We start from the raw sequence: 23,435 nt of genomic DNA on the forward strand, positions 1-23,435 counted from the left end.
CAATGTTTGATCTGTATCAATATACCTATCCCTAACAGATCTATATTTAATAAAGCAGTTTGATCCTCCAACATGGATAAGGTTATCAGATGGATACACATGCAGCTTTATATCAACGATGTAAAACACGAATTGCGCAATTGCAGCAGTTACAACCACGTCACAGCGTTAGCCTAAAAGATAAATTAATAAAAAATGGCATTAGCCGACGTGAGTTTATGACTTGGAGTGCATCTGTTACCGCACTACTCGCATTGCCCCTGCCTTTCACCAATCTAGTTGCCGAAGCCGCTGAGCTTGCTGATCGAGTACCACTGATTTGGCTGCATATGGCCGAATGTACCGGTTGTTCAGAATCCCTTATCAGAACCGACAGCCCTAATTTAGACAGCCTCATCTTTGATCATATTTCTTTGGAATATCATGAAACATTGATGGCTGCAGCCGGTTGGCAAGCGGAAGAAAACCTTGAGCATGCTATGGAGGCATATAAAGGTAATTACTTATTAGCGGTAGAGGGTGCTGTACCAACGGCTAATAATGGCACTTATTTAACGGTCGGCTGTAAAGGCCATACCGGAATGCAGATAGTAAAAGAAGCAGCTGCTGGGGCGGCTGCAATTATTTCTGTTGGAACTTGCGCCGCATTTGGCGGCGTACAAGCTGCAGCCCCAAACCCTACTGGTGCTAAAGGTGTGCAAGAGGTTATTGATAAACCGGTGATTAATTTAGGCGGTTGTCCTCCTAGTGAAAAGAACATTGTCGGTACCTTGATGTATTTCATCATGTTCGGAAAACTGCCCGCGTTAGATATGTTTAATCGCCCTAAATGGGCATACGGCGCTAGAGTGCATGATAACTGTGAACGTCGTGGTCGTTTTGACGCTGGCGAATTTGTAGAAACCTTTGGCGATCAAGGTGCTAAAGATGGCTACTGCCTATACAAAATGGGCTGTAAAGGCCCTTATACCTACAACAACTGCCCCACTGAACGCTTTAATCATCATACCAGTTGGCCAGTACTTGCAGGTCATGGCTGTATTGGCTGCGCTGAACCTAATTTTTGGGATGATATGGCGGATTTCGAAAAGCCATTAGGCAGACAGTTGCTCCACGGTATTGATGCCACTGCCGATACCATTGGTACCGTCATTCTTGGTGCGACCGTTGTGGGCATAGGTGCTCACGCAGTAACTAGTCTTTTTGCTAAGCCGCTAGAGGAATAAACCATGAGTAAACGAGTCGTTATCGATCCTATCACCCGTATCGAAGGCCATTTACGTGTTGAAGTTGAAGTTGATGAAAATAATGTTATTCAAAAGGCCTGGTCATCTTCTACCCTTTGGCGTGGTATTGAAGTCATTTTAAAAGGCCGTACTCCTATGGATGTCGGCCTAATTGTGCAACGTATTTGTGGGGTATGTACCTATTCTCATTATCGCTGCGGTACTGAAGCGGTTGAAAATGCCTTAGGGGTTAAAATCCCGCTCAACGCAAAGTACTTACGCTCGTTAATGCAAACCTCTTTGTATATGCATGATCACATTGTGCACTTCTATCATTTACATGGTTTAGATTGGGTTGATGTGGTGTCAGCCTTAAGTGCCGATCCGGCATTAGCCGCCCAAGAAGCCAATAAATACACCGAAAACCCTATCGCCACTGGCGAAGGTGAATTACGCGCCGTACAGCAAAGAGTCAAAGGCTTGGTTGATACCGGAAAGCTTGGGCCTTTTGCTAATGCCTATTGGGGCAATAAAACCTACAAGTTCACGCCAGAGCAAAACCTCATTGCCCTATCCCATTACCTTAAAGCGTTAGAAGTTCAGCGTGTAGCAGCTGAAATGCTAGCAATATTTGGCGGCAAGTCGCCGCATCCGCAATCCCTTGTAGTTGGCGGTGTTACCTCTGTTAGAGACATGCTAAGTCCTGCACGTTTACAAGAGTGGAAACAAAAACACGCTATCGTCCATGACTTTATTATCCGCGCTTATAAAGCCGACATCGTTATGGCAGCTGCCGCCTTTGGTGGCGAGCCAAGTGTGTTAGGCGGCGTCAATGTTAAAAACTTTTTAGCCACCGATGACTTTATCTTAGCTGATGGTCAATATCTGTTTGAGCAAGGCGTGATAATGAATGGAGATTTAGCCGGGGTGAGCGATTTAGATCCCGATGCCATAAAAGAAGATGTCACCCACTCATGGTATGACGCAAAAACCGCCCAGCACCCCTATGACGGCACAACGATTCCAAATTACACCGGATTTGTTGAGCGCGATACCGTGTATGGCAAATTACCGACTGTCGATGGTGATGGAAAATACTCTTGGGTTAAATCCCCACGATATCAGGGCGAACCCGTAGAAGTTGGGCCGTTAGCCTGTTTACTGGTGAACTATGCCCGTGGCAACAAGATTGTTGTTGATAGTGTTAATGGGTTGCTCGCCGCAACAGGCCTGCCTATAGAAGCATTATTCACCACCTTAGGCCGCACCGCGGCGCGCATGCTGCAAACCGTGATTGTGGCAGAAGAAGGCTTAAAAACCTTTGATGCCATGTTAACCAATATGCAATCGGATGAATCTACCTATGTGACACCAGAAATAGACTCAGATCGCGATTACATCGGCCATGCGATGATTGAAGCGCCGCGTGGAATGCTCAGTCACTGGATCAGAATTAAGGGCGGTAAGATAGAAAATTACCAAGCTATTGTTCCTACCACGTGGAATTCTGGCCCTGTCGATGCTGACGGTAAAGTTGGCCCTTATGAAGCATCACTGATTGGGCTTGAACTTGAAGATCCAACCAAACCATTGGAAGTCATTCGAATTATTCACTCGTTTGATCCATGTATGGCCTGCGCGGTACACGTAATGGATTATAAAGGTAATGATTTAGGTGAATTCCGCATCGATCCTAACGGGTTTTAGCAAGTTTGCGGATCTAAGAGGAAAGGATTATGACTCAAATTGCAACCCATCGCAGAGAACTCATCTTCTCACCTGCCATACGGATATTCCATTGGCTTAGAGCACTGTCCATTTTGATGTTAGTGGTAACTGGTTTTTACATTTCATGGCCATTTTTGGTGGCGCCCGCATCTTCTGATGTCTTGGTTCAAGGTGGGATCCGCTTTGTACATCTCGTGTTTGGCTTTGTACTTACCAGTATCACCATAGTACGTTTTTACTTGTTCTTTTTTGCTAAAAGCGCCATTGAACGACGTTCAATCAGAGATGTTTTAAGCCTGAAGAGCTGGATAGCACAAATTAAATCCTATATCTGGATGGGACACTTAGATAAAGCTGGCGTATACGGACCTTTGCAGTTTGTGACATACGTTGCCATATCATTTGCGGCTTTATTCATGTGTATCACTGGCTTGGTGCTTTATGCCAATGTTTATCATCAAGGGTTAGGTGGCGCTATATGGGAAGTTTCAGCTTGGTTTACGGCCTTAATGGGCGGGTTAGCACAAGTACGAATTTGGCATCACATAGTCACCTGGGCTTTCATTATATTTGTGGTTATTCATATCTATATGGCGGTTTGGTCAGGCATACGCTTTAAGCATAACTCTGTTGACTCTATCGTCTCCGGTTATGACTACCATAAGGAGCACTAGCCTTTGTCTACTAGCTTACTAATAGGTATAGGAAACGTTTTGTACGCTGATGAAGGCATCGGCGTACATTTTGTTAATTATATCGATGAAAAATACGCTTTCTATCAGCCAAACCATCAACTCGATATTTTAGATGGTGGCACCCTTGCTCAAGGACTTATCCCTATTCTTTGTCAATATGACAACTTAATTGTGGTGGATACCGTAAACAGTCCAGGGGTAAAGCCCGGAGAGGTGTATTCATTTAATTTTGATCAAGCGCCACCCGAAATTGATTGGCAAGGCAGTGCCCATGAGGTTGAGATGCTGCAAACCCTGATCATGATGGACATGGTCGGTGATAGACCCAATACTCACGTGATTGGAGTTACGCCGACAGTCATCGAGCCGATGACATTAGGCTTAACTGAGTCAATACAAGCTGCGGTGCCGACGATGGAAAAAGCCTTACTGGCACACCTTGAAAAAGCAGGTTTTAGCTATACAAAAAAACACAGTGTTAATATTAACGACTTAATCCCTGATTCCTATAAACGTGGATGTCAGCCCTATGCATAAAGTCAGTTTTAATTTTACCTGCCAGCGCCCAGTGGCCTTTTATGCGCAGCTTTGTAATCAATATATAGCCGATACCCGCTTTGACTTTAGCGCGGGTTTTAACAACAATCGCTATTTTTTAGAAGTTGAGGCCACAGAGCCACAACTCGCCGCCCTTGCCGATGAGATTGCCGCCAAATTTTTATATTCAATCTGGTTATGCTCTGCTGATGTCGGTGTCATCAAAACCCGTAAAGGCAGCCAAAAGCCGCTAGCCCATGCTGAGCTCAACATCAGTTACTGTAGTGAATGCCAGCCGCAGATGGTTAATGCCGCAGATGCTAACTTTTTAAAGCTTGATCTAGTTTGTCCCCATTGTCACGGCCATGAGCGTATAAGCACCTTAGAGCAATCTATGGCGCCGCAAGATCATATTGCAATTGCAGCGCGGTTAAAAAATGACACCAAGATTAGTTTAAGCAGCAGTGGCAGCACTTATTTAAGTTCTGAATTAAGTTCTGTATCAAGTTCGGATCCAAGTTCAAATTTCAGTTTGAGCTTACAACCTTTTGCCAAAAACGCTGGCCAACAACATATTTTAATCTGTAACCCCCAGCATTTAAGTAAGTATTTTGCAGTGCAGCAGTACCATACCCTCGCCTTATCCAGTTTAGAAAAACCGCGACTCAAACTGATGTCAGCTGATGCAGCAGTCTTTTCAGGTGTTACTACTGCTAAACATCAAGCTAAGTGTAAAGTCCAGCCAACACTTACTGATCCATACTATCAAGTGAGCTTTGCTGACAGTCGTTTACTTATGGCACTGGCTGATCAGCTAAACACTATTGGTATTGATTGGGTCTATATTGATACAAACGATTCAGTTAGCGCTGATACTCATAACGACTTACACAAGCCTTTAACTAAGTCCATAGCTAAGCCAAGCGTAACTCGCATCAATAATGCTTGGGTAGAAATCGCCAGCAATCACCAATTCTCCATTAATGGCGCCAGCCCATTACATGATGTTGCTCAATACAAACACTATGAAGCCAGCTGGAATAACAAACAGATCCATTGCCGTATGTCAGCAGCTGATAACACCGCTGTGACTGAATTAACAGTGACTGGAATAGACGCGGCTAGCTGCGCCATGCACGCAGGTTTGCTGAATTTGTCTGAAGCTGTGATCAGTCAAATTGCCAATCGAATGCTGTCGAATCAAACGCTAGCAGCAACAGACAAACAATCCATCACCAGTGCCACACTCTATTTTAGCCATGACAACCCCAGTGTAGTTATTACCCAAAATAAACAACAAAAAATTGCCCAGTTTTTACGATTACCGACTTTTGAGCAACATGGCGCTGATATTATTGCGCAATTACAGCACGAAGAATCAAAAGTACTCGCTAAGTTTACCCTAGCATTTCCACAACAAATCCATCAATTAGCACTAACCACACTGGATAAAACTAGTGATAATATTCAACATTTTATTGGCCTAGCTGCCATGTTGATTTTAGATGATGAGGCCTTAAATCAATTAACCAGTATTGACGCGAAAGCAGATGCGTTTCATGCACTGGCGCAGCAGTATCATGGTAATAATGCCCCTAGAATTGATTTTCCACTTTGTTCAGAAAACGGCTATAGGAGCATTAATTGGCGCCGTACCTTTGCCAGCTTAATGAGTTTTAAATTAGCTGGCGCCAATCCCGCCATTTTAGCTTTTGGCTTTTTTGATTCACTGGCTGATTATCTTAGTAACTGGCTTGATCATCTGGAGCAGCAACAAGGAATTGATGCCGTGGTGTTAGCAGGCAACGATTTAGTCTATAGCGTACTTGCTGAGCGCCTATGTATGCGGCTACAAAAGAATTACCCTCTAGTGGTAAACCATCAATTAGATCTCGATGGCGCCAACATTGCCATTGGTGGTTTGTATCTCGCCAAAAGACGCGGGTTAAGGTAAGCCTATGGGACTGCACCAAGCCTATCTTCAACAGGTAAAACTCAATATAAACGGCATAGTCCAAGGGGTTGGTTTTCGCCCTTACGTTTATCAATTAGCCACTCAGTCTAATTTGCTCGGCAGTGTGCTTAATAATGAGCAAGGTGTATGCATTCATCTACAAGGATTAAATACTGATATCAATCATGTGATCCATCAGTTAAGAGTTAATCCACCGCCATTAGCCAGAATCGATAAACTGAATGTGGTAGAAGAACGAATCGATACAAGACTAGCCGATTTTTCAATCAGCCAAAGTCAGTCTAATCAACAAGCCATAGTGTCAATTTCAGCCGATAAAAGTAGCTGCACAGATTGCTTAGCTGACATCGCAGATCCAAATAATCGTCATTACCAATACCCTTTTACAAATTGCACCAATTGCGGGCCAAGATACAGCATTGTTAAGCAACTTCCCTATGATCGCCATCTTACCTCAATGGCTAATTTTGCTATGTGTGATGACTGCCGAAAAGCCTATGAAGATCCCTTAAATCGACGCTACCATGCTCAGCCAGTGAGCTGCCCTAAATGCGGCCCCAAGTTACGTTTTGACATGCTTACCCATGGGCAGATAACTGAGGTTATTACTGATCAACAGCAAGTGTTTTCAGCCATCATCAGCGCGTTAAATAATGGCAAAATTTTAGCAGTTAAAGGTCTAGGGGGCTTTCATATTATTTGTGATGCCACTAATGATGAGGCCATTAAAAAGCTAAGATCACGTAAAAAGCGCCCAGCAAAGCCCTTTGCCGTTATGGCCGCGAATATCGAGCAAGCCAAACAACTCGTTACTGGCACAAAAACAGAGTGGCAACTCTTAAGTAGCGCTGAAAAACCTATCACCTTAATGGCTAAACACGCCAATATTGATAATTTTATCAGCAAGTTAATTGCACCCGACATAGATAAATTAGGACTGTTTCTGCCCTACACTCCCATGCATCATCTGCTGCTTAATGCCTTTAACAAACCTATTGTTGCCACCAGCGCAAATCTTTCAGGCTTACCCATTATTACCGACGCCAACGAGATTATGTCGCAACTAGGCCATGTGATTGATGGCCTCGTTGACCACAACAGAGCCATTGTAAACCCTTGTGATGATAGCGTTGTTCAAGTAATTAACGAGCAAATTCAGGTTATTCGATTAGCAAGAGGCTATGCGCCATTAAGTATTGCCTTACCCAGCGCCATTAAATATCCAATTCTTGGGGTCGGGGCGCAGCAAAAAAATACTCAATGCTTTGCTTTTAAACAACATGCCTTTATTAGCCCGCATATTGGTGACTTGTATAACCTCGAAACTAACCAGTTATTTGAACACACCTTAAACACATTTAAGCGACTGTATCGTTTTAACCCTAAGAAAATAATAAGTGATAAGCACCCTGATTATGCATCTAGCCAATGGGCTAATAATCAACACAATGTCCCGATTTCACAGGTTCAACATCACCATGCGCATATCCTTAGTGTGCTGGCGATCAATAACTACCAAAAACCAGTATTAGGATTTAGTTTTGATGGCACAGGCTTAGGTGATGATGACAGCCTTTGGGGCAGTGAGTGCATGTTGCTTGATGGCATTAATTATCGCAGTGTCGCACACTTGAAGTCATTTAAGTTAATTGGTGGCGAGCAAGCGATTAAACATCCCGTAAGGATTTTATTAGCCTTGTTATTCGAGCACTTCAGCCTTGCTCAAATAAAAAACCTGCCCATCGAGGCAATTCAAACAATGCCTGCTCATACCTTAGATAATTTACATCGTATGTGGCTTAACAATAGTGCTTGCATTGAATCACGCTCAATAGGACGGCTGTTTGATGCCATTGCTGTTGCGCTTAATCTTATTGAAACGAATCAGTTTGAAGCCCAAGCAGGCATGTTAATTGAAACTTGTGCTAATAACTGGCTCAAGCAATCAATAGCATCTAATACAACAAATACTGCCAACACTGAGCAGCAATTACTGGCATTGTCTCCAGAGCTAACAGCAGCTGCTTCAGCAGTTAAAGTTTGGGATAGCAGCGGATTAATCAAACAAGTTATCGGGCTTATCACGGCTAAACAGCCGCCATCGACCGAACAATTATGTTTTGCATTCACAGCGAGTTTAAGCCGAGCTGTCGCTGATGTTGCTAATCAGTACCCTGAATATGCTTTAGTGTTTAGCGGCGGTGTGTTTCAAAATAAATTACTACTAACACAATGTCAGCAAGCGTTAAAGCAGCGGCAAATACTACCCAGTAAACTTATCCCTATAAACGATGCCGGCATCTCTTTAGGGCAATTATGGTTTGCCTATTTACAACAACAAACAACACAAATAGCCAATTAATATTTAAATAACGATTAATTGCTGATGTTAATCAAAGAATGATTTTTAACCGCCATTGATACTGAGATATAGCAAGAGGCGTTTCGAATAAGGAATATTGATATGTGCCAAGATTGCGGATGTTCAATTACAGATCATCAACATAGCCTACACTCTAACCCGCAGCTTAATGATACTAAGACCTTATCTGTTATTCATAAAATATTAGATAAGAATGATCATGAAGCCCAGCATAACCGTGCGCATTTTGAAGCCAATAACGTCATGGCTTTTAACTTAATGAGTAGCCCAGGTAGCGGTAAAACCACTTTACTGGAATATTTACCCACTCATTTAATGGCTAAATTCGCGGTCATTGAAGGCGACTTAGAAACCTCTCGTGATGCTGACCGCTTAATCGCTAAAGGCATTAGTGCTTATCAAATTCAAACCGGCTCAGCCTGTCACTTAGATGCCTTTATGGTGCATCAAGCGCTGCACCATATTGACCTTAAACCTATTGATGTCTGCTTCGTAGAAAACGTTGGCAATCTTGTTTGCCCCGCTAGTTACGATGTCGGCACCCACAAAAATATCGTGCTGTTATCTGTGCCTGAAGGTGACGATAAAATTGAAAAGTACCCGGTGATGTTTCGCCGTGCAGATTTGGTACTCATAACCAAAATGGATTTAGCCGAGCATTTTGACTTTTCCTTAACCGAATGCGAGCAGCAACTAAAAAAACTCAATCCTGATGTGACCTTATTACCCATTTCAGTCAAAGACCCACAATCTCTTAACCAAGTGGCTGATTGGATAAACAGCGCAATTGGAGCGCAATAATATGTGCTTATCAGTGCCTTCTCAAATTACCGCTGTTCACGATGATACTAGTGTCACCGTCGATACCTTAGGGGTTAAACGCCGGGTCAGTAGTCACCTAATGACAGAGCCATTAAAGGTGGGCGAATTTGTGCTGATCCATATCGGATTTGTGATGAATAAAATCGATACAGAAGATGCCAAATTAAGTTTGGAACTCTATAAAGAGATTGTTGATAAACTTAATGATGAAGGAAATGATTTATGATCCTCACTGATCTATATCAACAGTTTCGCAATCCTAACACCATCAAAGCGTTAGCAGAAGAGATAAACTCACATGCTAGTCAGATAGATACTGATATTAACATAATGGAAGTATGCGGCGGTCATACCCACACCATAATGAAATATGGTTTAAAGCAATTGCTGCCTGTTAACATCAATTTTATTCATGGACCCGGCTGTCCTGTGTGTGTTATGCCAAAAGAGCGCATCGACCACGCTGCTGCATTAGCACAGCTTGATGACGTTATATTATTGACCCTAGGCGATATGATCCGAGTGCCTGGTTCAAAAGGTAGCCTTGCTCAATTTCGTGCTAAAGGTTGTGATATTCGGCCTTTATACGACCCTATGGATGCGCTTAGTATCGCAAAAGACAATCCCGATAAAACCATTATCTTTTTTGCCATCGGCTTTGAAACATCAACCCCAATGACTGCCGTGTTAATTGACCAAGCTGAAAAACAGCAAATAAATAATCTGTTATTTCATATCAACCACGTACTAGTGCCACCAGCGATTGATGCCGTGATGGCCAACCCACAAGCTAAAGTAAATGCCTTTATAGGACCTGCCCATGTGAGCGTGATTAGCGGCGCTAAAATTTACCAAGCGGCTGTAGATAACTACAACACGCCATTGGTAGTAGCGGGTTTTGAACCTGTGGATGTGATGGAATCGATTCTTAGAATTGTAAAACAAAAACAGCAAAATATTGCCCAGCTTGATAATCAATACAGCCGCGCGGTCAGTTACGAGGGTAATCAAGCAGCGCAGGCATTAATCGACCAATACTTAACCCTTAGAGCATCATTTAGGTGGCGTGGTTTAGGGCCGATTGCAAAATCAGCATTGACCTTAAAACCCCAGTACGCCCATCGCGACGCCGAAATTATATTCAAACAACAGCTACCCACTGTAGAAATTGATGACCACAAAGCCTGTCAATGCGGTGATATTTTGCGCGGTCTCGCCAATCCACAAGATTGCAAAGTCTTTGGCAGAGGCTGCTCTCCAGACAATCCATTGGGCAGTTGTATGGTCAGCTCAGAAGGTGCCTGCAATGCATATTATCGTTATACAGGAGTAACGAATGCCAGCGAATAAATATCAACACGTGCAGTTAAGCCATGGCGGCGGTGGTAAAGAAATGAACAGTTTAATTACTGATATGTTCTTAAAAGCTTTTTCAAATCCAATTTTGGAGTCTCAAGAAGATGCTGCGGATTTAAATTTAACTGGCCATTGTGCATTTACTACCGACTCTTTTACCGTTGAGCCTTTATTTTTTGCTGGTGGTGATATCGGCAAACTGGCCGTTGCTGGCACAGTCAACGATCTAGCCATGATGGCAGCGCAGCCAGAATATTTAAGCTGCAGTTTTATTATTGAAGAAGGCTTTGCCATTAAAGATCTGAATACCATAGTGCAAAGCATGGCCGCTGAATTACATAAATCTGGTGCACGTATTGTCTGTGGTGATACTAAAGTAGTGCCTAAAGGTTGCGCTGACGGCATATTTATCAATACCTCAGGTGTGGGCCGAATTTTAAAACCCGGTATTTCAGTTAAAAACCTGCAACAAGGTGACGCTATTATCGTATCCCGCGACATTGGAAGGCACGGAGCAGCCATTTTAATGGCACGTGATAGCTTATGTTTAGAGTCTGAACTCACCAGTGATTGCGCCACACTCTGGCCCATAGTCGAGCAACTCATTGCAGCGAATATCGAAATCCATGCCATGAGAGATGCCACTCGCGGCGGCCTGTCTGCGGTATTAAATGAATGGGCCAATGCATCTGCTGTTGGCATTGAAGTCGATGAAAAATTAATTCCAATATCGCCACAAGTCCAAGGCCTGTGTGAACTTTATGGTTTTGAAGCCTTTGATTTAGCAAATGAAGGCACCTTTATTATGGCCCTGCCACAGGAGAGAGCTGAGCAGGCTTTAACTATCATGAAACAATATTGCCACTGCGATCAAGCCTGCATTATCGGCAATGTGACTAATCAACACCTTGGCAAAGTAGTATTAACCACACCATGGGGAAGTAGCCGCTATTTAGATGTTCCCCAAGGTGAGCTATTACCAAGGATTTGCTAATGCACGAGTATTCAATTGTAATGTCATTATTGGAGCAAATTGAGCAATTAGCGGCCCAAAATCAAGCTAATGAAATCATCAGAGTACAGATTAAAGTTGGGGTGTTAAGTGGCGTCGAGCCACGTTTATTGGCCACGGCGTTTGAAACTTTCAAACTTGAAGGGATTTGCCACAACGCCATGCTGGATATGAATATACAGGCGCTAATCATTCACTGCCGCCAATGTGACACGCAATCAGAATTAACCGAACGTAATATTGTTTGCCCAAGATGTTTAAGTACCAATACTCAGGTAATAGATGGCGAGCAGATGATGTTAATGCAACTTGAAATGAATACCGATTAAAGCTCAATTTGTAATAACTTTTATTAACCAATTAAAAAGAATTATTGAGGAACTAACAATGAAAACGAAACTAACCGCAATGCTAATGGCTGCATCCCCTACTCTTGCGTTTGCCCACGAAGGTCATGGCGCAGTCAGTCTATTTCATCATCTGTATGAACTCGCACCTGCTATTGCATTAGTAGCCATTGTCGCCTTAGTTATTTACAACAAAACGCGATAACTTGCTTAGACAGCACTTATTTAAAACAGCACTTATTTTAACAAAAGTCGCTTAGTCAATATTAGTTAGCCAGATACAGCCGGCTTACTTTTAATGCTATCCCTTTGAGCCAGAGCTCCCCACTGCGCTCAATGGGTAGTTTTTTTGTATTTATCAGCCAGCCCCGCAAACATAACTAATTTGTCTGGCAATAATGCTAAGCTGCCTCACCTTCTATCTTGAAACAGTCGTGGTTAAAATAAATCCTCAGCAGTGCAAGCGTCTATCAAGCCAAAAATGATATTACCCGCTATTTTGTGTAGTTTATGTCATTCTTAAGGCTAATTTGTTCATAAAACCATCTAAAAAATCTAGTTCACGCTTATAAATCGGCTTTGTTTAGCTTAAGGTAATATTTCACCAAGACCACAAGTTAACTGATCCAAGGATGTACTATGTCAGCAGCTGCGATAATTGCCACTAACCGATTTGGACTTGGCGCGAGGCCAAACGAACTATCCCTAGCGACTAACGATCCAAAAGCCTACTTAGTTAAACAATTGATGATCCCAGAGTTTGAAGCAACTGAATTCAACTCTGACGAAATAATCCGTCAAGTAAGCGAATTTTTAAGACAAGAGCAGCTAGCAAAAAAAAACCGTCAAACTGAAAATATGATGTCCATGCAAGGTAAATCTAATGCAAATAAAGCCAACAATAAAAAGAAATTTAACGGGCCAAAGCCACTGCCGCCACACAAACAAGCCTATTACCAGCTAACAGCCAGTGCATTTAATAGCGCAATCAATTCTCCAAACTCATTAAGCTGGCGTTTATTACATTTTTTTTCAAATCATTTTAGTGTCACAGTCAGTGGACGAGTGATGACAGCACTTGCCGCCACATTAGAGCGTGAAGCCATAGCGCCAAATTTATTAGGATCATTTGCAGACATGCTACTGGCAGTGACCAGTCATCCTGCCATGATACGTTATCTCAATAATGAAAAGTCGTTCGGTGCAAATTCTCCTCTTGGCAAGCGAGGCAAAGGGTTAAATGAAAATCTAGCTCGAGAAATCCTCGAACTGCACACCCTTGGGGTTAATGGTGGTTACACTCAAGCTGATGTCATTGAGCTAGCAAACGGAATTAGCGGGTGGAGCATTGCCAACCCCAGAAAAGATAATGCCACAGGTTTTATCTATCGAGTCAATGGCCATGAGCCAGGACCTAGAACCCTACTTGGTAAACAATATCCTGCCGCACAAGACAATGCCTCTGGCGTTAAACAGGGTCAAGCTATGCTGGCTGATATTGCCAAACAGCCACAAACTGCAACCCACCTGTGCTATAAAATAGTTAAATATTTTATAAGTGATAATCCTTCTGAAACACTGCAAACCAAGCTTGTTGAAACATGGAACAGCACCAATGGCAACATCAAACAAGTTATGCTGACCTTAATTAATGCAGACGAGTCATGGCAGCCTGAACAGCTGAAGTTTAAAACCCCCGTTGAACATGTCATCTCTAGTTACCGCGCAGTTAATAAGCCTGTCACTAACATGCAAAAATTACTTAAGCAGTTAGGTGAAATGGGTCAACAGCCTTTTAAAGCGGGCTCCCCTGAGGGATTTGGCGATCTAGAACCAGACTGGAACAGTGCTAATGCATTAATGACCAAAATCAACTGGACCACACAATTTGCCACATCACAACGAGACACGATAACAACCGATGTGATAAATACCGTTTATGGCAAGTCTTTGTCTGAATTATCATTTAATACCATTACCCGTGCAGAAAGTCGTGAACAAGCTTTAGCGTTATTATTACTTAGCCCTGAGTTCTTAAGGAGATAACATGCAACGTCGTGAATTTATTAAAGGGATCAGTGCCAGTTTAGTGATGTTAAGCAGCGGCCTAGCGCCTAGCTCTGTGGCGAATGCAACATCCGCGTCCTCAGCTAAAACTAAAAAGAATATCGTCTGGGTTATACTTCGCGGCGCACTTGACCCATTGCATACCATAGTGCCACTAAAGGAGCCTAACTTTTCTCAATTAAGACCCACGCTAGCCGGTAATGTCGCCAATTCAAAACTCGTGTTAAACCCACAATTTAGTTTAAATCCAGTATTAACCAATATGCATCAGTGGTATCTCGACAAGCAACTGTTACCTATTGTAGCAGTATCGTCTGGTTACCCTGAGCGGTCACATTTTGCTGGACAAGACTTTTTAGAAAGCGGTGGAGAACTTAAAGAGCTTGAGTCTGGCTGGTTAGGACGAGCTATAAGTGCTTCACTAGATCATAAAAACAATAGCGCTATCGCCATTTCAAACGCTATCCCTATCAGTTTACGCGGGAGTGATAGTGTCAATACTTGGTATCCCACTAAAGGAGAGCCCGCTGATGAAGATATTTATCAGCAGTTAGCCGTGCTTTATCAACAAGACAAAAAATTATCTCAAAACCTAATGGATGGGATCTCATTGAAAGAAATGGCCATGCGAGGTGGTGGCAATAAGAGTCGTAAATTTGTCGCCTTAGCCGAGGCCTGCGGTAATTTCTTAAACCAAAGTGATGAAATAGATTGCGCCATGTTAGAAATGGGCGGCTGGGATACCCATAGCAACCAACATAGTCGCCTTAACCGTCAATTGAGCCAATTAGATAAAGGCCTAGAAGCACTTAAAAGCGCTTTAGTTAATCAATGGCAAAATACTGTGATAATTGTTGCTACCGAGTTTGGCCGCACTGTAAAAGAAAATGGCACCTATGGTACGGATCATGGCACTGGTAGTGCTATGTTTATCGCAGGTGGCGCAGTAAAAGGCGGTAAAGTCTTAGGGCAATGGCCGGGACTTAAACCTGAGCAGTTATTTCAAAATCGAGACTTACAACCTACCAGTAATAGTTTTAGCTGGATATCGACTGTGATGCAGCAACATTGGCAATTAACAACTGAAGAGATAAATCACATACTGCCAAACAACACACCCTATGATGTACCTATCATCAGCTAAACCCGTAGCAATACAATCCCTAAAAAAATGCCTGACTTATTGCTAAGTCAGGCATTTATCATCTAAGGCTATTAACCCTTTGGTTTAAACTTTAGGCTTTTAACGCACTATCAATCATGACTTGTGCCTGACTGATAATTTCAGCTAAATGCGCCTCACTGACAAAGCTTTCAGCGTAAATTTTAAATAATGCTTCAGTGCCAGATGGACGCGCGGCAAACCAGCCATTTTCGGTGGTGACTTTAATGCCGCCAATTGCCGCATTGTTACCTGGCGCATGAGATAAAATAGCCGTAATGGTTTCACCTGCAAGGACTGTATCGGTAAAGCTATCTGACGATAAGGTCTCAAACTTGGCTTTTTTCTTCAGGCTTATAGGACTATCGATACGGGTATAGTAACTCTTACCAAACTGTTTAGTTAGCTCGACATAACGCTGGGCAGGCGTTTTACCTGTTACCGCTAAAATTTCAGCGGCTAACAAAGCCAGAATAAAACCATCTTTATCGGTACACCAAGTAGAACCATCTTTATTTAAAAAGGCAGCGCCGGCACTTTCTTCACCGCCAAACGCAATACTGCTGTTAGCAAGACCGTCAACAAACCATTTAAAGCCCACTGGTACTTCTAAACAATGTCGTTGATGTGATTGACAAATTCTGTCGATAATTGCACTTGATACTAAGGTTTTACCAATGGCTAAGTCTGCCGCCCAATCTTTGCGGTAAGTCAGCAAGTAATCTATAGCGACAGCAAGGTAATGATTTGGGTTCATTAATCCAAAACCTGGGCAAACAATACCGTGACGATCGTAATCTGGATCATTACCTACACACACATCAAAGTTTTCGCTATGTGCCAGTAATCCCGCCATGGCATAAGGTGATGAACAATCCATGCGGATTTTTCCATCTTTATCTAACGGCATAAAACCAAAACTTGGGTCGACTTTGTCGTTAACTAAGGTAATGTCTAAACCATATTGCTCAGCAATATGAGACCAATAGTAAATACCAGAGCCCCCCAATGGATCGACACCAATTTTAATTTTAGCTTTTGCTATCGCTTCGAGATCAATAACCTTGCTTAATGCATTAACATAAGGTGCGATAAAATCAACTTCATTAATCCAGCCTGACTCTACAGCAGTGCCGTAGTTGACTTTTTTAACGCCATTTAATTGATTAGCTAAATATTCATTGGCAGCGGTTTCAATTTGTTTAGTGATCTCGCCTTCAGCAGGTCCACCATGGGGCGGATTATATTTAATACCACCATCTTGAGGCGGATTATGCGATGGTGTAATAATAAGACCGTCAGTGAGATCGCCGCCATTAACATTGGCACTCACAATAGTTTGTGAGACGACCGGTGTTGGGGTAAAACCCTCATCTTTTTGCACTCTTACAGCGACTTGATTCGCTGTGAGTACTTCAAGCACCGACATATAAGCTGCATACGATAGGGCGTGGGTGTCAAAACCTACAATCATAGGCCCGCTGATACCCGCTTGTTGACGATAATCAACCACAGCCTGAGTAATAGCCCAAATATGATTTTGGTTAAAACTGGCCTTAAGTGAACTGCCGCGATGACCTGATGTACCAAAGGTCACTTTTTGCTGCACATCTTCAACATTAGGGACGATCCGGTAATAGTGGCTCATCAATTTGGGTAAATTAATCAAATCCTTTTGTATTGCTACAGTGCCTGCTCTGTCATGAATTGCCACGGTATACTCCCTATTTTAGAAATTTAAAATTGCCTTAGATTCTGTCTGAAATTGATTTTGCCAGCTCTTCATTACAGCCGAGTTGCAATAACACTTCTGATAAAATAGTGCGCTTTTTGGCGGTGTTGTTATTAGTGGTAACCCAATAACCGCTAGTACCAATTTCCTTCGGATTAGCAGACTGACTGGCTTTTAATAATTCCGCTTTTGAACGAGCAAAATATAAACGGCCCCGGCCTTGGATTTTTAATATTTGATCAAAAGTGGCTGGCGTCATTGCAGAAAGTGACTCTAACAAAAACATAAAGCGCCCTACTGCGCCTTTTTGCTGAGATAACATATGTTCATGTACAACAGTGTTGAAATCGACCTCAGTGTTTACTTCTTCAATTACGGCAGGTTCAACGACTTCTGGTGTGATAACCTCAGCCTTTACTTTAGCAACGCTTGTAGCATGGGCGGTTTCTAAGCTAGGTTGGCTTATCGCTAAAGGCTCTACAGGTTCAACTGATTCAATAGAAAGATCCAACAAACGGCGTAAAATATCAGATGCACTTTCACCAATGCGTTCTGTTTTACTTGCAATATAACGATAGAGTTCTTCGTCTATCTCAATATATTTACTCATTAATGCTTCCTTTGGTCTTAATCTATAGTCAAAAACGTCAAGCCACTTACGACATTAAATAATGACCAGTGGCATTACCGATCGATTTAGATCGATCTTTATATAATGACAGTCTACCCATCTCACGCCGATGGTAAAGAGTAAAAACAGCTAAACATCTCAAAATTAGTCAATTTCACATCATCAATGGCACTGATGGATGCTTTAATGAACATATAACAACTGACTAATTCATTTCAGTTCTTGATCATCATCCCCTTTTACAGGCAAAATCACGCCTTCGTTGACAATCAAAATGGACATTTCAATGCATTACGTTTCATCAGGTACTGGCCCTGCAGTGGTTTTAATTCATGGCTTATTTGGTAATTTGGACAACCTGAAAAACCTCGCAAATGCACTGGAAGCAAACCATCAGGTTATTCGTGTCGACTTACCTAACCATGGTTTAAGTGAACATTGGCAATATTTGGACTACCCACTCCTTGCCGAAGCTTGCGTAGAGTTGCTAAACAGCTTGAATTTAACCGAAGCACATTTTGTTGGCCATTCGATGGGCGGTAAAGTCGCCATGGCTTTAGCGTTATTACATCCCGAAAAAGTCACTAGTTTAGTCGTAGCAGATATCGCCCCTGTGGCTTATGAACCACGTCATCAAACCGTATTTGCAGGGTTAACATCCTTAACTCTAGATCAATCCACCAACAGAAAATCAGCATTAGAGCATTTAATCAGCGCTGATATTGATTTAGGTACCGCGCAGTTTTTGCTTAAAAACCTGCAGCGAACCGACAATGGCTTTGAGTGGAAAATGAATCTTGACGGTTTAATCGAGAATTATCCGCAAATCATTGCTTGGGATATCACCGACAAACAATACGATAAGGCCTGTTTCTTTATCCGTGGTGGTGACTCTCAATACGTGCTTGCAGAGCACACCAATGCCATCATGACGCAGTTCCCTCGTGTCAGTGCCAAAACCATCAATGGTACAGGTCATTGGTTACATGCCCAAAAACCTGAAATATTTAATCGATTAGTTGCTGAGTTTATCGATAGCAATAGCCAATAATTAACTTGTAAATTTTCATTAATAGAAGCTAACAAATATGGCTCATAGTATATCTATGTGATATATTCCCGCCCTCTTTTAGCCTTAAAGCATTACTAAAGGAAAAAACATGTTGAATCAGTATATGGATCAAATTGAGACATTAGGTCTAAACTTGTTTTTTGCTTTAATATTTTTCTTTATTGGTATGGCTATTCACGATGTCCTTAAGCAAGGCCAAGTGCCCAAATTTGGACGTTACATCGTATGGTTAGTATTATTCCTTGGCTGTGCCGGGTTTGTAGCAAAAGGTATTATTCAGATCACCTGGGAAGGTTCAGGGATCGGTTAAACAGAACGATGGCAAAAGAAACAACAGATAGAACCACCATTGACCTGTTTGCTTCAGAGAAGCGTCGTGGACGTCCTAGAAGCAACCCCTTAAGTCGGGAACAACAGTTAAAGGTCAATAAGCGCAATCAAATACAACGTGATCGCGCTAACGGATTAAAACGAATAGAGTTAAAGGTGTCACAAGTTTTATATGACGCCTTGAACGAACAAGCATTGGCCAGTAACATCAGCCGTAGCCAGTTAATCGAATTAATCTTGCAACAACAAATCGACAACTGAACCGTTTTTTTAAATTCGCAAAGCGAACATGATATTTAAAGGATAGACAATGGCAACTGTAGGTCTTTTTTTCGGTAGTGACACTGGTAATACCGAGGCTGTAGCCAAAATGATCCAGAAGAAGTTGGGTAAAAAAATGGTCGATGTCAAAGACATCGCCAAAAGCACCAAAGAGCAAATCGCTGAGTTCGATTTGATCTTATTTGGTATTCCAACATGGTATTACGGTGAAGCTCAATGCGATTGGGATGACTTTTTCCCAGAGCTAGAACAAGTTGACTTCACTGATAAGTTAGTCGCAATTTTTGGCTGTGGCGATCAAGAAGATTACGCTGAGTACTTCCTTGACGCTATGGGCATGGTTGGTGATATCGTATCTGAGCGTGGCGGGATCATTATTGGTCATTGGCCAACAGAAGGTTACGACTTTGAAGCATCAAAAGGTTTAGTTGACGACAAACACTTTATTGGTTTAGGTATTGATGAAGATCGTCAACCTGAACTGACTGAAGAGCGTGTTGACGCTTGGGTTAAGCAAATTTATGAAGAAATGTGCTTAGCTGAATTAGAAGACTAATATTGAGTCTCTAACTTTGTTTTTACTGTTAAGTAAAAACAGTTTAAAAAGCGGCCATAGCCGCTTTTTTTAGCGCTGACATTTAGCGCCAAATAGCTAGCTGCTGTGTTGAGAGAAAAAAGTGAACAAATCAAGCAATCAACATTGGGATATATTCTGCGCTGTTGTTGATAACTACGGCGACATCGGTGTCACCTGGCGTTTAGCCAAACAATTGCACGCAGAATACGGTATTGAAATCAATTTATGGGTCGATGACTTACACAGTTTTTCGCATATTTTGCCGCAGTTAAACCCAGCTATAGCCCAGCAATGCTTTTGCGGTGTTAATATTTTTCAATGGAACAACCCATTAGATATAGAGTACAAAGCTGGAAGCGTATTGATTGAAGCTTTTGCTTGTGAATTACCTTCACAAGTTAAAAGCAGTATTGAAGAACTCCACAACCATAATAAACACCACACTTCAACCTCATCACATACTCCACCGCTATGGATAAACCTTGAATACCTTTGCGCTGAAGATTGGGTCGACGGCTGTCACGGTTTACCTTCAATGCAACAAAGTGGCCTTAAAAAGTATTTTTATTTTCCTGGGTTTACTGCAAAAAGTGGCGGATTGATTTGCGAGCAAGACTTATTTAGTCAACGTAATGCTTGGCAAGCTGATAGCAGTAATAAACTGTCATTGTTTCGCCAATTAGGTTTATCAGGCATTAACGCTGAAGATGTCGTCGTATCAGTATTTAGTTATGAGTCACAATCCCTAGCAAGTTTGGTCAAGCTTTGGCGTCAATCAAGCCAAACCATGCATGCGTTAATTCCCGTGGGCAAAAGCTTAACCAGCATCATTGATTTATTGCCAGTGACCATAGAAAACATTAAACCAGGTCAGCAATATCAGCTGGAAAATCTGGTTATTCACATTCTGCCTATGACAGATCAAAGCGGCTTTGACCGACTGCTTTGGAGCTGTGATATCAACATTGTTCGCGGAGAAGACTCTTTTTTGCGCGCTCAGTGGGCAGCTAGGCCGTTTATTTGGCATATTTACCCACAAGATGAAGATTATCACCTAGTAAAACTGCAGGCTTTTGTTAATATCTATACCCACAAACTTGATGATAGATTTGCAAATATCTTCTCGGAAGTAAATTTTGCATTCAATCAGCAACGTGCCGATATCTCAGATTATTGGCAACAACTTATTTCAGTGCAATTGCCTATGCAGCGTCATGCTACAGATTGGGCAGTTGATGCTAAAAATGATGCAGATCTTGCTACACGTCTGGTTCAATTTATTAAAACCAGCTAAGATACTGCGCAATTAAAATTAATACCTAAAATATAGGAATAAAGTAATGAAAACTGCTCATGAACTCCGTCCTGGTAACGTGATCATGTTAGATGGCAGCCCATGGGTTGTTCAGAAAACTGAAACAACTCGCTCTGGTCGTAACGCTGCAATCGTTAAAATCAAATTAAAGAACGTTCTACAAGACTCTACCACTGAAACCACCTTTAAAGGTGATGACAAAATGGAAGATATCATCCTAGAACGTTTAGCATGTACTTATTCTTACTACGCAGATCCTATGTATGTATTTATGGATGCTGAGTACAACCAATATGACGTTGAAGCTGACAACTTAGGTGATGCTTCTGCTTATATCGTTGACGGTATGGAAGAAGAATGTTCAGTCACTTTCTACGAAGGTAAAGCGATTTCTGTTGAATTACCGACTAGCATCGTTCGTGAAGTAACTTACACTGAACCTGCTGCTCGTGGTGATACTTCAGGTAAAGTAATGAAGCCAGCAACCATTACTGGTGGTGGTACTGTTACGGTAGCTGAATTCGTTAAAATCGGTGATAAAATCGAAATTGATACTCGTACTAACGAGTTCAAAAAACGCGTTTAATTATCGCTATCATTAGGGAGGCCCTTAACGGAACCACCCTAAAAGTCTAAAAGCCAGCAATTGCTGGCTTTTTTGTTTTTTGTATTTATTTTATGCACTTAGTTAGCTTATCTTTAATAAGAGAGTTGCACTCAAAAACACCAGCAATTCAGTGTTTCATCTTACTCATGCTCACCAATTTAGTCATTTAACCTAACCGAGTGTCGATAATATAAGCCGCGCAGTACAATCCGCTAATAAACTCAATAAAATATTTAATTAATCCTTTTCTCACTGCCATTAATTCGTTATTGTTCGGATACTTATGTCGTATTAGTAACTTGAGGCAAGTATGCGCCCTATTATCAAATCCAATAAACTCGATAGTGTTTGCTATGATATTCGAGGACCTGTTCATAAAGAGGCACGCCGCCTAGAAGATGAAGGTCATAGAATATTAAAACTTAATATCGGCAACCCTGCCCCTTTTGGATTTGAAGCCCCTGAAGAAATTGTCCGTGACGTCATTTTAAACTTACCAAGCGCTCAAGGTTATTGTGAATCAAAAGGGCTATTTTCAGCCCGTAAAGCCATTGTGCAGCATTATCAAGCTCAAGGGATCTTTGGTATTGATATCGAAGATGTCTATATCGGTAACGGTGCATCTGAGCTTATCTGTATGGCATTACAAGGTCTACTTAATACCGATGATGAAGTACTGATCCCCTCACCTGATTATCCGCTATGGACCGCTGCTGCCAACCTTGCTGGCGGTAAAGCGGTGCATTATCGCTGCGATGAAGAGTCAGACTGGTTTCCGGATATTGACGATATTAAAAGTAAAATCACCCCGCGTACCCGCGGCATTGTGATCATCAACCCCAATAACCCTACAGGTGCGGTATACAGTCGTGAGTTATTGTTAGAGGTGGTTGAACTGTGCCGTCAACATGACATCATTTTATTCGCCGACGAAATCTACGATAAAATTCTTTATGATGAAGCTGTGCATGTACATGCAGCTTCGCTTTCAGATGATATTTTGACAGTGACGTTTAATGGCTTATCTAAAGCTTACCGCGCTGCAGGTTTTCGCGTTGGCTGGATGGTTCTCAGTGGCAATTTAAAAGCCGCCAAAAATTATATTGAAGGTTTAGACATGTTGGCTTCAATGCGCTTGTGTTCAAACGTACCTAATCAACATGCGATACAAACTGCTTTAGGTGGCTATCAAAGTATTAACGAGCTAATACTGCCAAATGGCCGTTTAACCGCCCAAAGAGACGTCTGTTATGACGTGCTTAATTCAATACCCGGTGTTAGCGTTAAAAAACCTAAGGGAGCTTTATATGCCTTCCCTAAGCTGGACTTAAAGAAATTTAATCTTAGAGACGATGAAAGACTGGTACTGGATTTATTAAAATCTGAAAAAATGCTTTTAGTCCAAGGTACCGCCTTTAACTGGCCAGAGCCAGATCATCTGCGAGTGGTATTTTTACCCCACAAAGAAGACTTAACTAAGGCGCTCACAGATTTTGGCAACTTTTTAGAGAACTACTCACAGTAATCAAATTACTGCCGTATTTATCAGTAATAGTCATAACAAACACAGCCACTATAG

General features: G+C 42.0%; 23 protein-coding genes. 21 read left to right on the forward strand and 2 right to left on the reverse strand.

The annotated features are described in order from the left end of the window. Positions 1-89: 89 nt before the first annotated feature. The 14 genes from hyaA to Q4591_RS13770 all read left to right on the forward strand — a co-directional run bounded on the left by hyaA (position 90) and on the right by Q4591_RS13770 (position 15,292). Entirely contained in the window at positions 90-1,226 is a 1,137-nt protein-coding gene (gene hyaA, locus Q4591_RS13705; RefSeq protein WP_102435474.1) for a nickel-dependent hydrogenase small subunit, read from the forward strand. A 3-nt stretch (positions 1,227-1,229) separates the two neighbouring features. Next, a complete protein-coding gene (hyaB, locus tag Q4591_RS13710; protein WP_102435476.1) occupies positions 1,230-2,933 on the forward strand; it encodes a nickel-dependent hydrogenase large subunit in 1,704 nt (567 codons plus the stop codon). Positions 2,934-2,962: 29 nt separating this feature from the next. After that, a complete protein-coding gene (gene cybH, locus Q4591_RS13715; protein ID WP_303461488.1) occupies positions 2,963-3,628 on the forward strand; it encodes a Ni/Fe-hydrogenase, b-type cytochrome subunit in 666 nt (221 codons plus the stop codon). A gap of 3 nt (positions 3,629-3,631) precedes the next feature. After that, positions 3,632-4,186: a HyaD/HybD family hydrogenase maturation endopeptidase gene (locus tag Q4591_RS13720; RefSeq protein WP_102476759.1), complete on the forward strand. Its 555-nt coding sequence runs from the start codon at positions 3,632-3,634 to the stop codon at positions 4,184-4,186. Further along, a complete protein-coding gene (locus tag Q4591_RS13725) occupies positions 4,179-6,140 on the forward strand; it encodes a hypothetical protein (protein ID WP_303461490.1) in 1,962 nt (653 codons plus the stop codon). The genes Q4591_RS13720 and Q4591_RS13725 overlap by 8 nt, the downstream gene beginning before the upstream one ends. Positions 6,141-6,144: 4 nt before the next feature. Beyond that, positions 6,145-8,523: a carbamoyltransferase HypF gene (gene hypF / locus Q4591_RS13730; RefSeq protein ID WP_303461492.1), complete on the forward strand. Its 2,379-nt coding sequence runs from the start codon at positions 6,145-6,147 to the stop codon at positions 8,521-8,523. A 102-nt stretch (positions 8,524-8,625) separates the two neighbouring features. Next, the gene (hypB, locus tag Q4591_RS13735) at positions 8,626-9,345 is read left to right on the forward strand and encodes a hydrogenase nickel incorporation protein HypB (protein ID WP_303446323.1); all 720 of its coding nucleotides are present in this window, start codon (positions 8,626-8,628) and stop codon (positions 9,343-9,345) included. A 1-nt stretch (position 9,346) separates the two neighbouring features. Then, positions 9,347-9,592: a HypC/HybG/HupF family hydrogenase formation chaperone gene (locus Q4591_RS13740; protein ID WP_102435486.1), complete on the forward strand. Its 246-nt coding sequence runs from the start codon at positions 9,347-9,349 to the stop codon at positions 9,590-9,592. Continuing rightward, complete coding sequence (gene hypD, locus Q4591_RS13745; RefSeq protein ID WP_303461494.1) at positions 9,589-10,716, forward strand: hydrogenase formation protein HypD; 1,128 nt, start codon at positions 9,589-9,591, stop codon at positions 10,714-10,716. The genes Q4591_RS13740 and hypD overlap by 4 nt, the downstream gene beginning before the upstream one ends. After that, positions 10,703-11,716 carry a hydrogenase expression/formation protein HypE gene (hypE, locus tag Q4591_RS13750; RefSeq protein ID WP_303461496.1) on the forward strand — a complete coding sequence of 338 codons (1,014 nt, stop codon included), beginning with the start codon at positions 10,703-10,705 and terminating at the stop codon, positions 11,714-11,716. The genes hypD and hypE overlap by 14 nt, the downstream gene beginning before the upstream one ends. Then, complete coding sequence (locus Q4591_RS13755; RefSeq protein ID WP_102435491.1) at positions 11,716-12,063, forward strand: hydrogenase maturation nickel metallochaperone HypA; 348 nt, start codon at positions 11,716-11,718, stop codon at positions 12,061-12,063. Before hypE ends, Q4591_RS13755 begins: the two co-directional genes overlap by 1 nt. Before the next feature lie 58 nt (positions 12,064-12,121). Further along, positions 12,122-12,286, forward strand: a complete 165-nt coding sequence (locus Q4591_RS13760; protein ID WP_198589276.1) for a hypothetical protein — start codon at positions 12,122-12,124, stop codon at positions 12,284-12,286. A 434-nt stretch (positions 12,287-12,720) separates the two neighbouring features. Continuing rightward, positions 12,721-14,127 carry a DUF1800 family protein gene (locus Q4591_RS13765; RefSeq protein WP_303461499.1) on the forward strand — a complete coding sequence of 469 codons (1,407 nt, stop codon included), beginning with the start codon at positions 12,721-12,723 and terminating at the stop codon, positions 14,125-14,127. A 1-nt stretch (position 14,128) separates the two neighbouring features. Then, positions 14,129-15,292, forward strand: coding sequence for a DUF1501 domain-containing protein (locus Q4591_RS13770; protein ID WP_303461501.1), 1,164 nt, complete (start codon positions 14,129-14,131; stop codon positions 15,290-15,292). A 91-nt stretch (positions 15,293-15,383) separates the two neighbouring features. Here the strand turns inward: Q4591_RS13770 and pgm are convergent, their stop codons facing one another. Both pgm and seqA read right to left on the reverse strand, forming a co-directional pair. Continuing rightward, positions 15,384-17,024 carry a phosphoglucomutase (alpha-D-glucose-1,6-bisphosphate-dependent) gene (pgm, locus tag Q4591_RS13775; RefSeq protein ID WP_303461503.1) on the reverse strand — a complete coding sequence of 547 codons (1,641 nt, stop codon included), beginning with the start codon at positions 17,022-17,024 and terminating at the stop codon, positions 15,384-15,386. 34 nt (positions 17,025-17,058) lie between these two features. After that, positions 17,059-17,652 carry a replication initiation negative regulator SeqA gene (gene seqA, locus Q4591_RS13780; RefSeq protein WP_102435498.1) on the reverse strand — a complete coding sequence of 198 codons (594 nt, stop codon included), beginning with the start codon at positions 17,650-17,652 and terminating at the stop codon, positions 17,059-17,061. Positions 17,653-17,959: 307 nt separating this feature from the next. On the opposite strand from seqA, the gene Q4591_RS13785 reads away from it, so the two are divergent. The 7 genes from Q4591_RS13785 to Q4591_RS13815 all read left to right on the forward strand — a co-directional run bounded on the left by Q4591_RS13785 (position 17,960) and on the right by Q4591_RS13815 (position 23,381). Then, on the forward strand, positions 17,960-18,724 hold the full coding sequence (locus tag Q4591_RS13785; RefSeq protein WP_102435500.1) for an alpha/beta fold hydrolase: 765 nt from the start codon (positions 17,960-17,962) through the stop codon (positions 18,722-18,724). A gap of 109 nt (positions 18,725-18,833) precedes the next feature. Beyond that, entirely contained in the window at positions 18,834-19,055 is a 222-nt protein-coding gene (locus Q4591_RS13790) for a DUF2788 domain-containing protein (protein WP_076540959.1), read from the forward strand. 8 nt (positions 19,056-19,063) lie between these two features. Further along, on the forward strand, positions 19,064-19,336 hold the full coding sequence (ybfE, locus tag Q4591_RS13795) for a LexA regulated protein (protein ID WP_076540961.1): 273 nt from the start codon (positions 19,064-19,066) through the stop codon (positions 19,334-19,336). Between the two features lie 49 nt (positions 19,337-19,385). After that, positions 19,386-19,913 carry a flavodoxin FldA gene (fldA, locus tag Q4591_RS13800; protein WP_076540963.1) on the forward strand — a complete coding sequence of 176 codons (528 nt, stop codon included), beginning with the start codon at positions 19,386-19,388 and terminating at the stop codon, positions 19,911-19,913. 121 nt (positions 19,914-20,034) lie between these two features. Then, complete coding sequence (gene earP / locus Q4591_RS13805) at positions 20,035-21,228, forward strand: elongation factor P maturation arginine rhamnosyltransferase EarP (RefSeq protein WP_303461506.1); 1,194 nt, start codon at positions 20,035-20,037, stop codon at positions 21,226-21,228. Positions 21,229-21,274: 46 nt separating this feature from the next. Continuing rightward, the gene (gene efp / locus Q4591_RS13810) at positions 21,275-21,835 is read left to right on the forward strand and encodes an elongation factor P (protein ID WP_076540967.1); all 561 of its coding nucleotides are present in this window, start codon (positions 21,275-21,277) and stop codon (positions 21,833-21,835) included. Positions 21,836-22,166: 331 nt separating this feature from the next. Continuing rightward, complete coding sequence (locus tag Q4591_RS13815; RefSeq protein WP_102476748.1) at positions 22,167-23,381, forward strand: pyridoxal phosphate-dependent aminotransferase; 1,215 nt, start codon at positions 22,167-22,169, stop codon at positions 23,379-23,381. Positions 23,382-23,435 lie beyond the last annotated feature (54 nt).

It is taken from the genome of Shewanella sp. 3_MG-2023, from assembly GCF_030548765.1.
Taxonomy (GTDB): domain Bacteria; phylum Pseudomonadota; class Gammaproteobacteria; order Enterobacterales; family Shewanellaceae; genus Shewanella.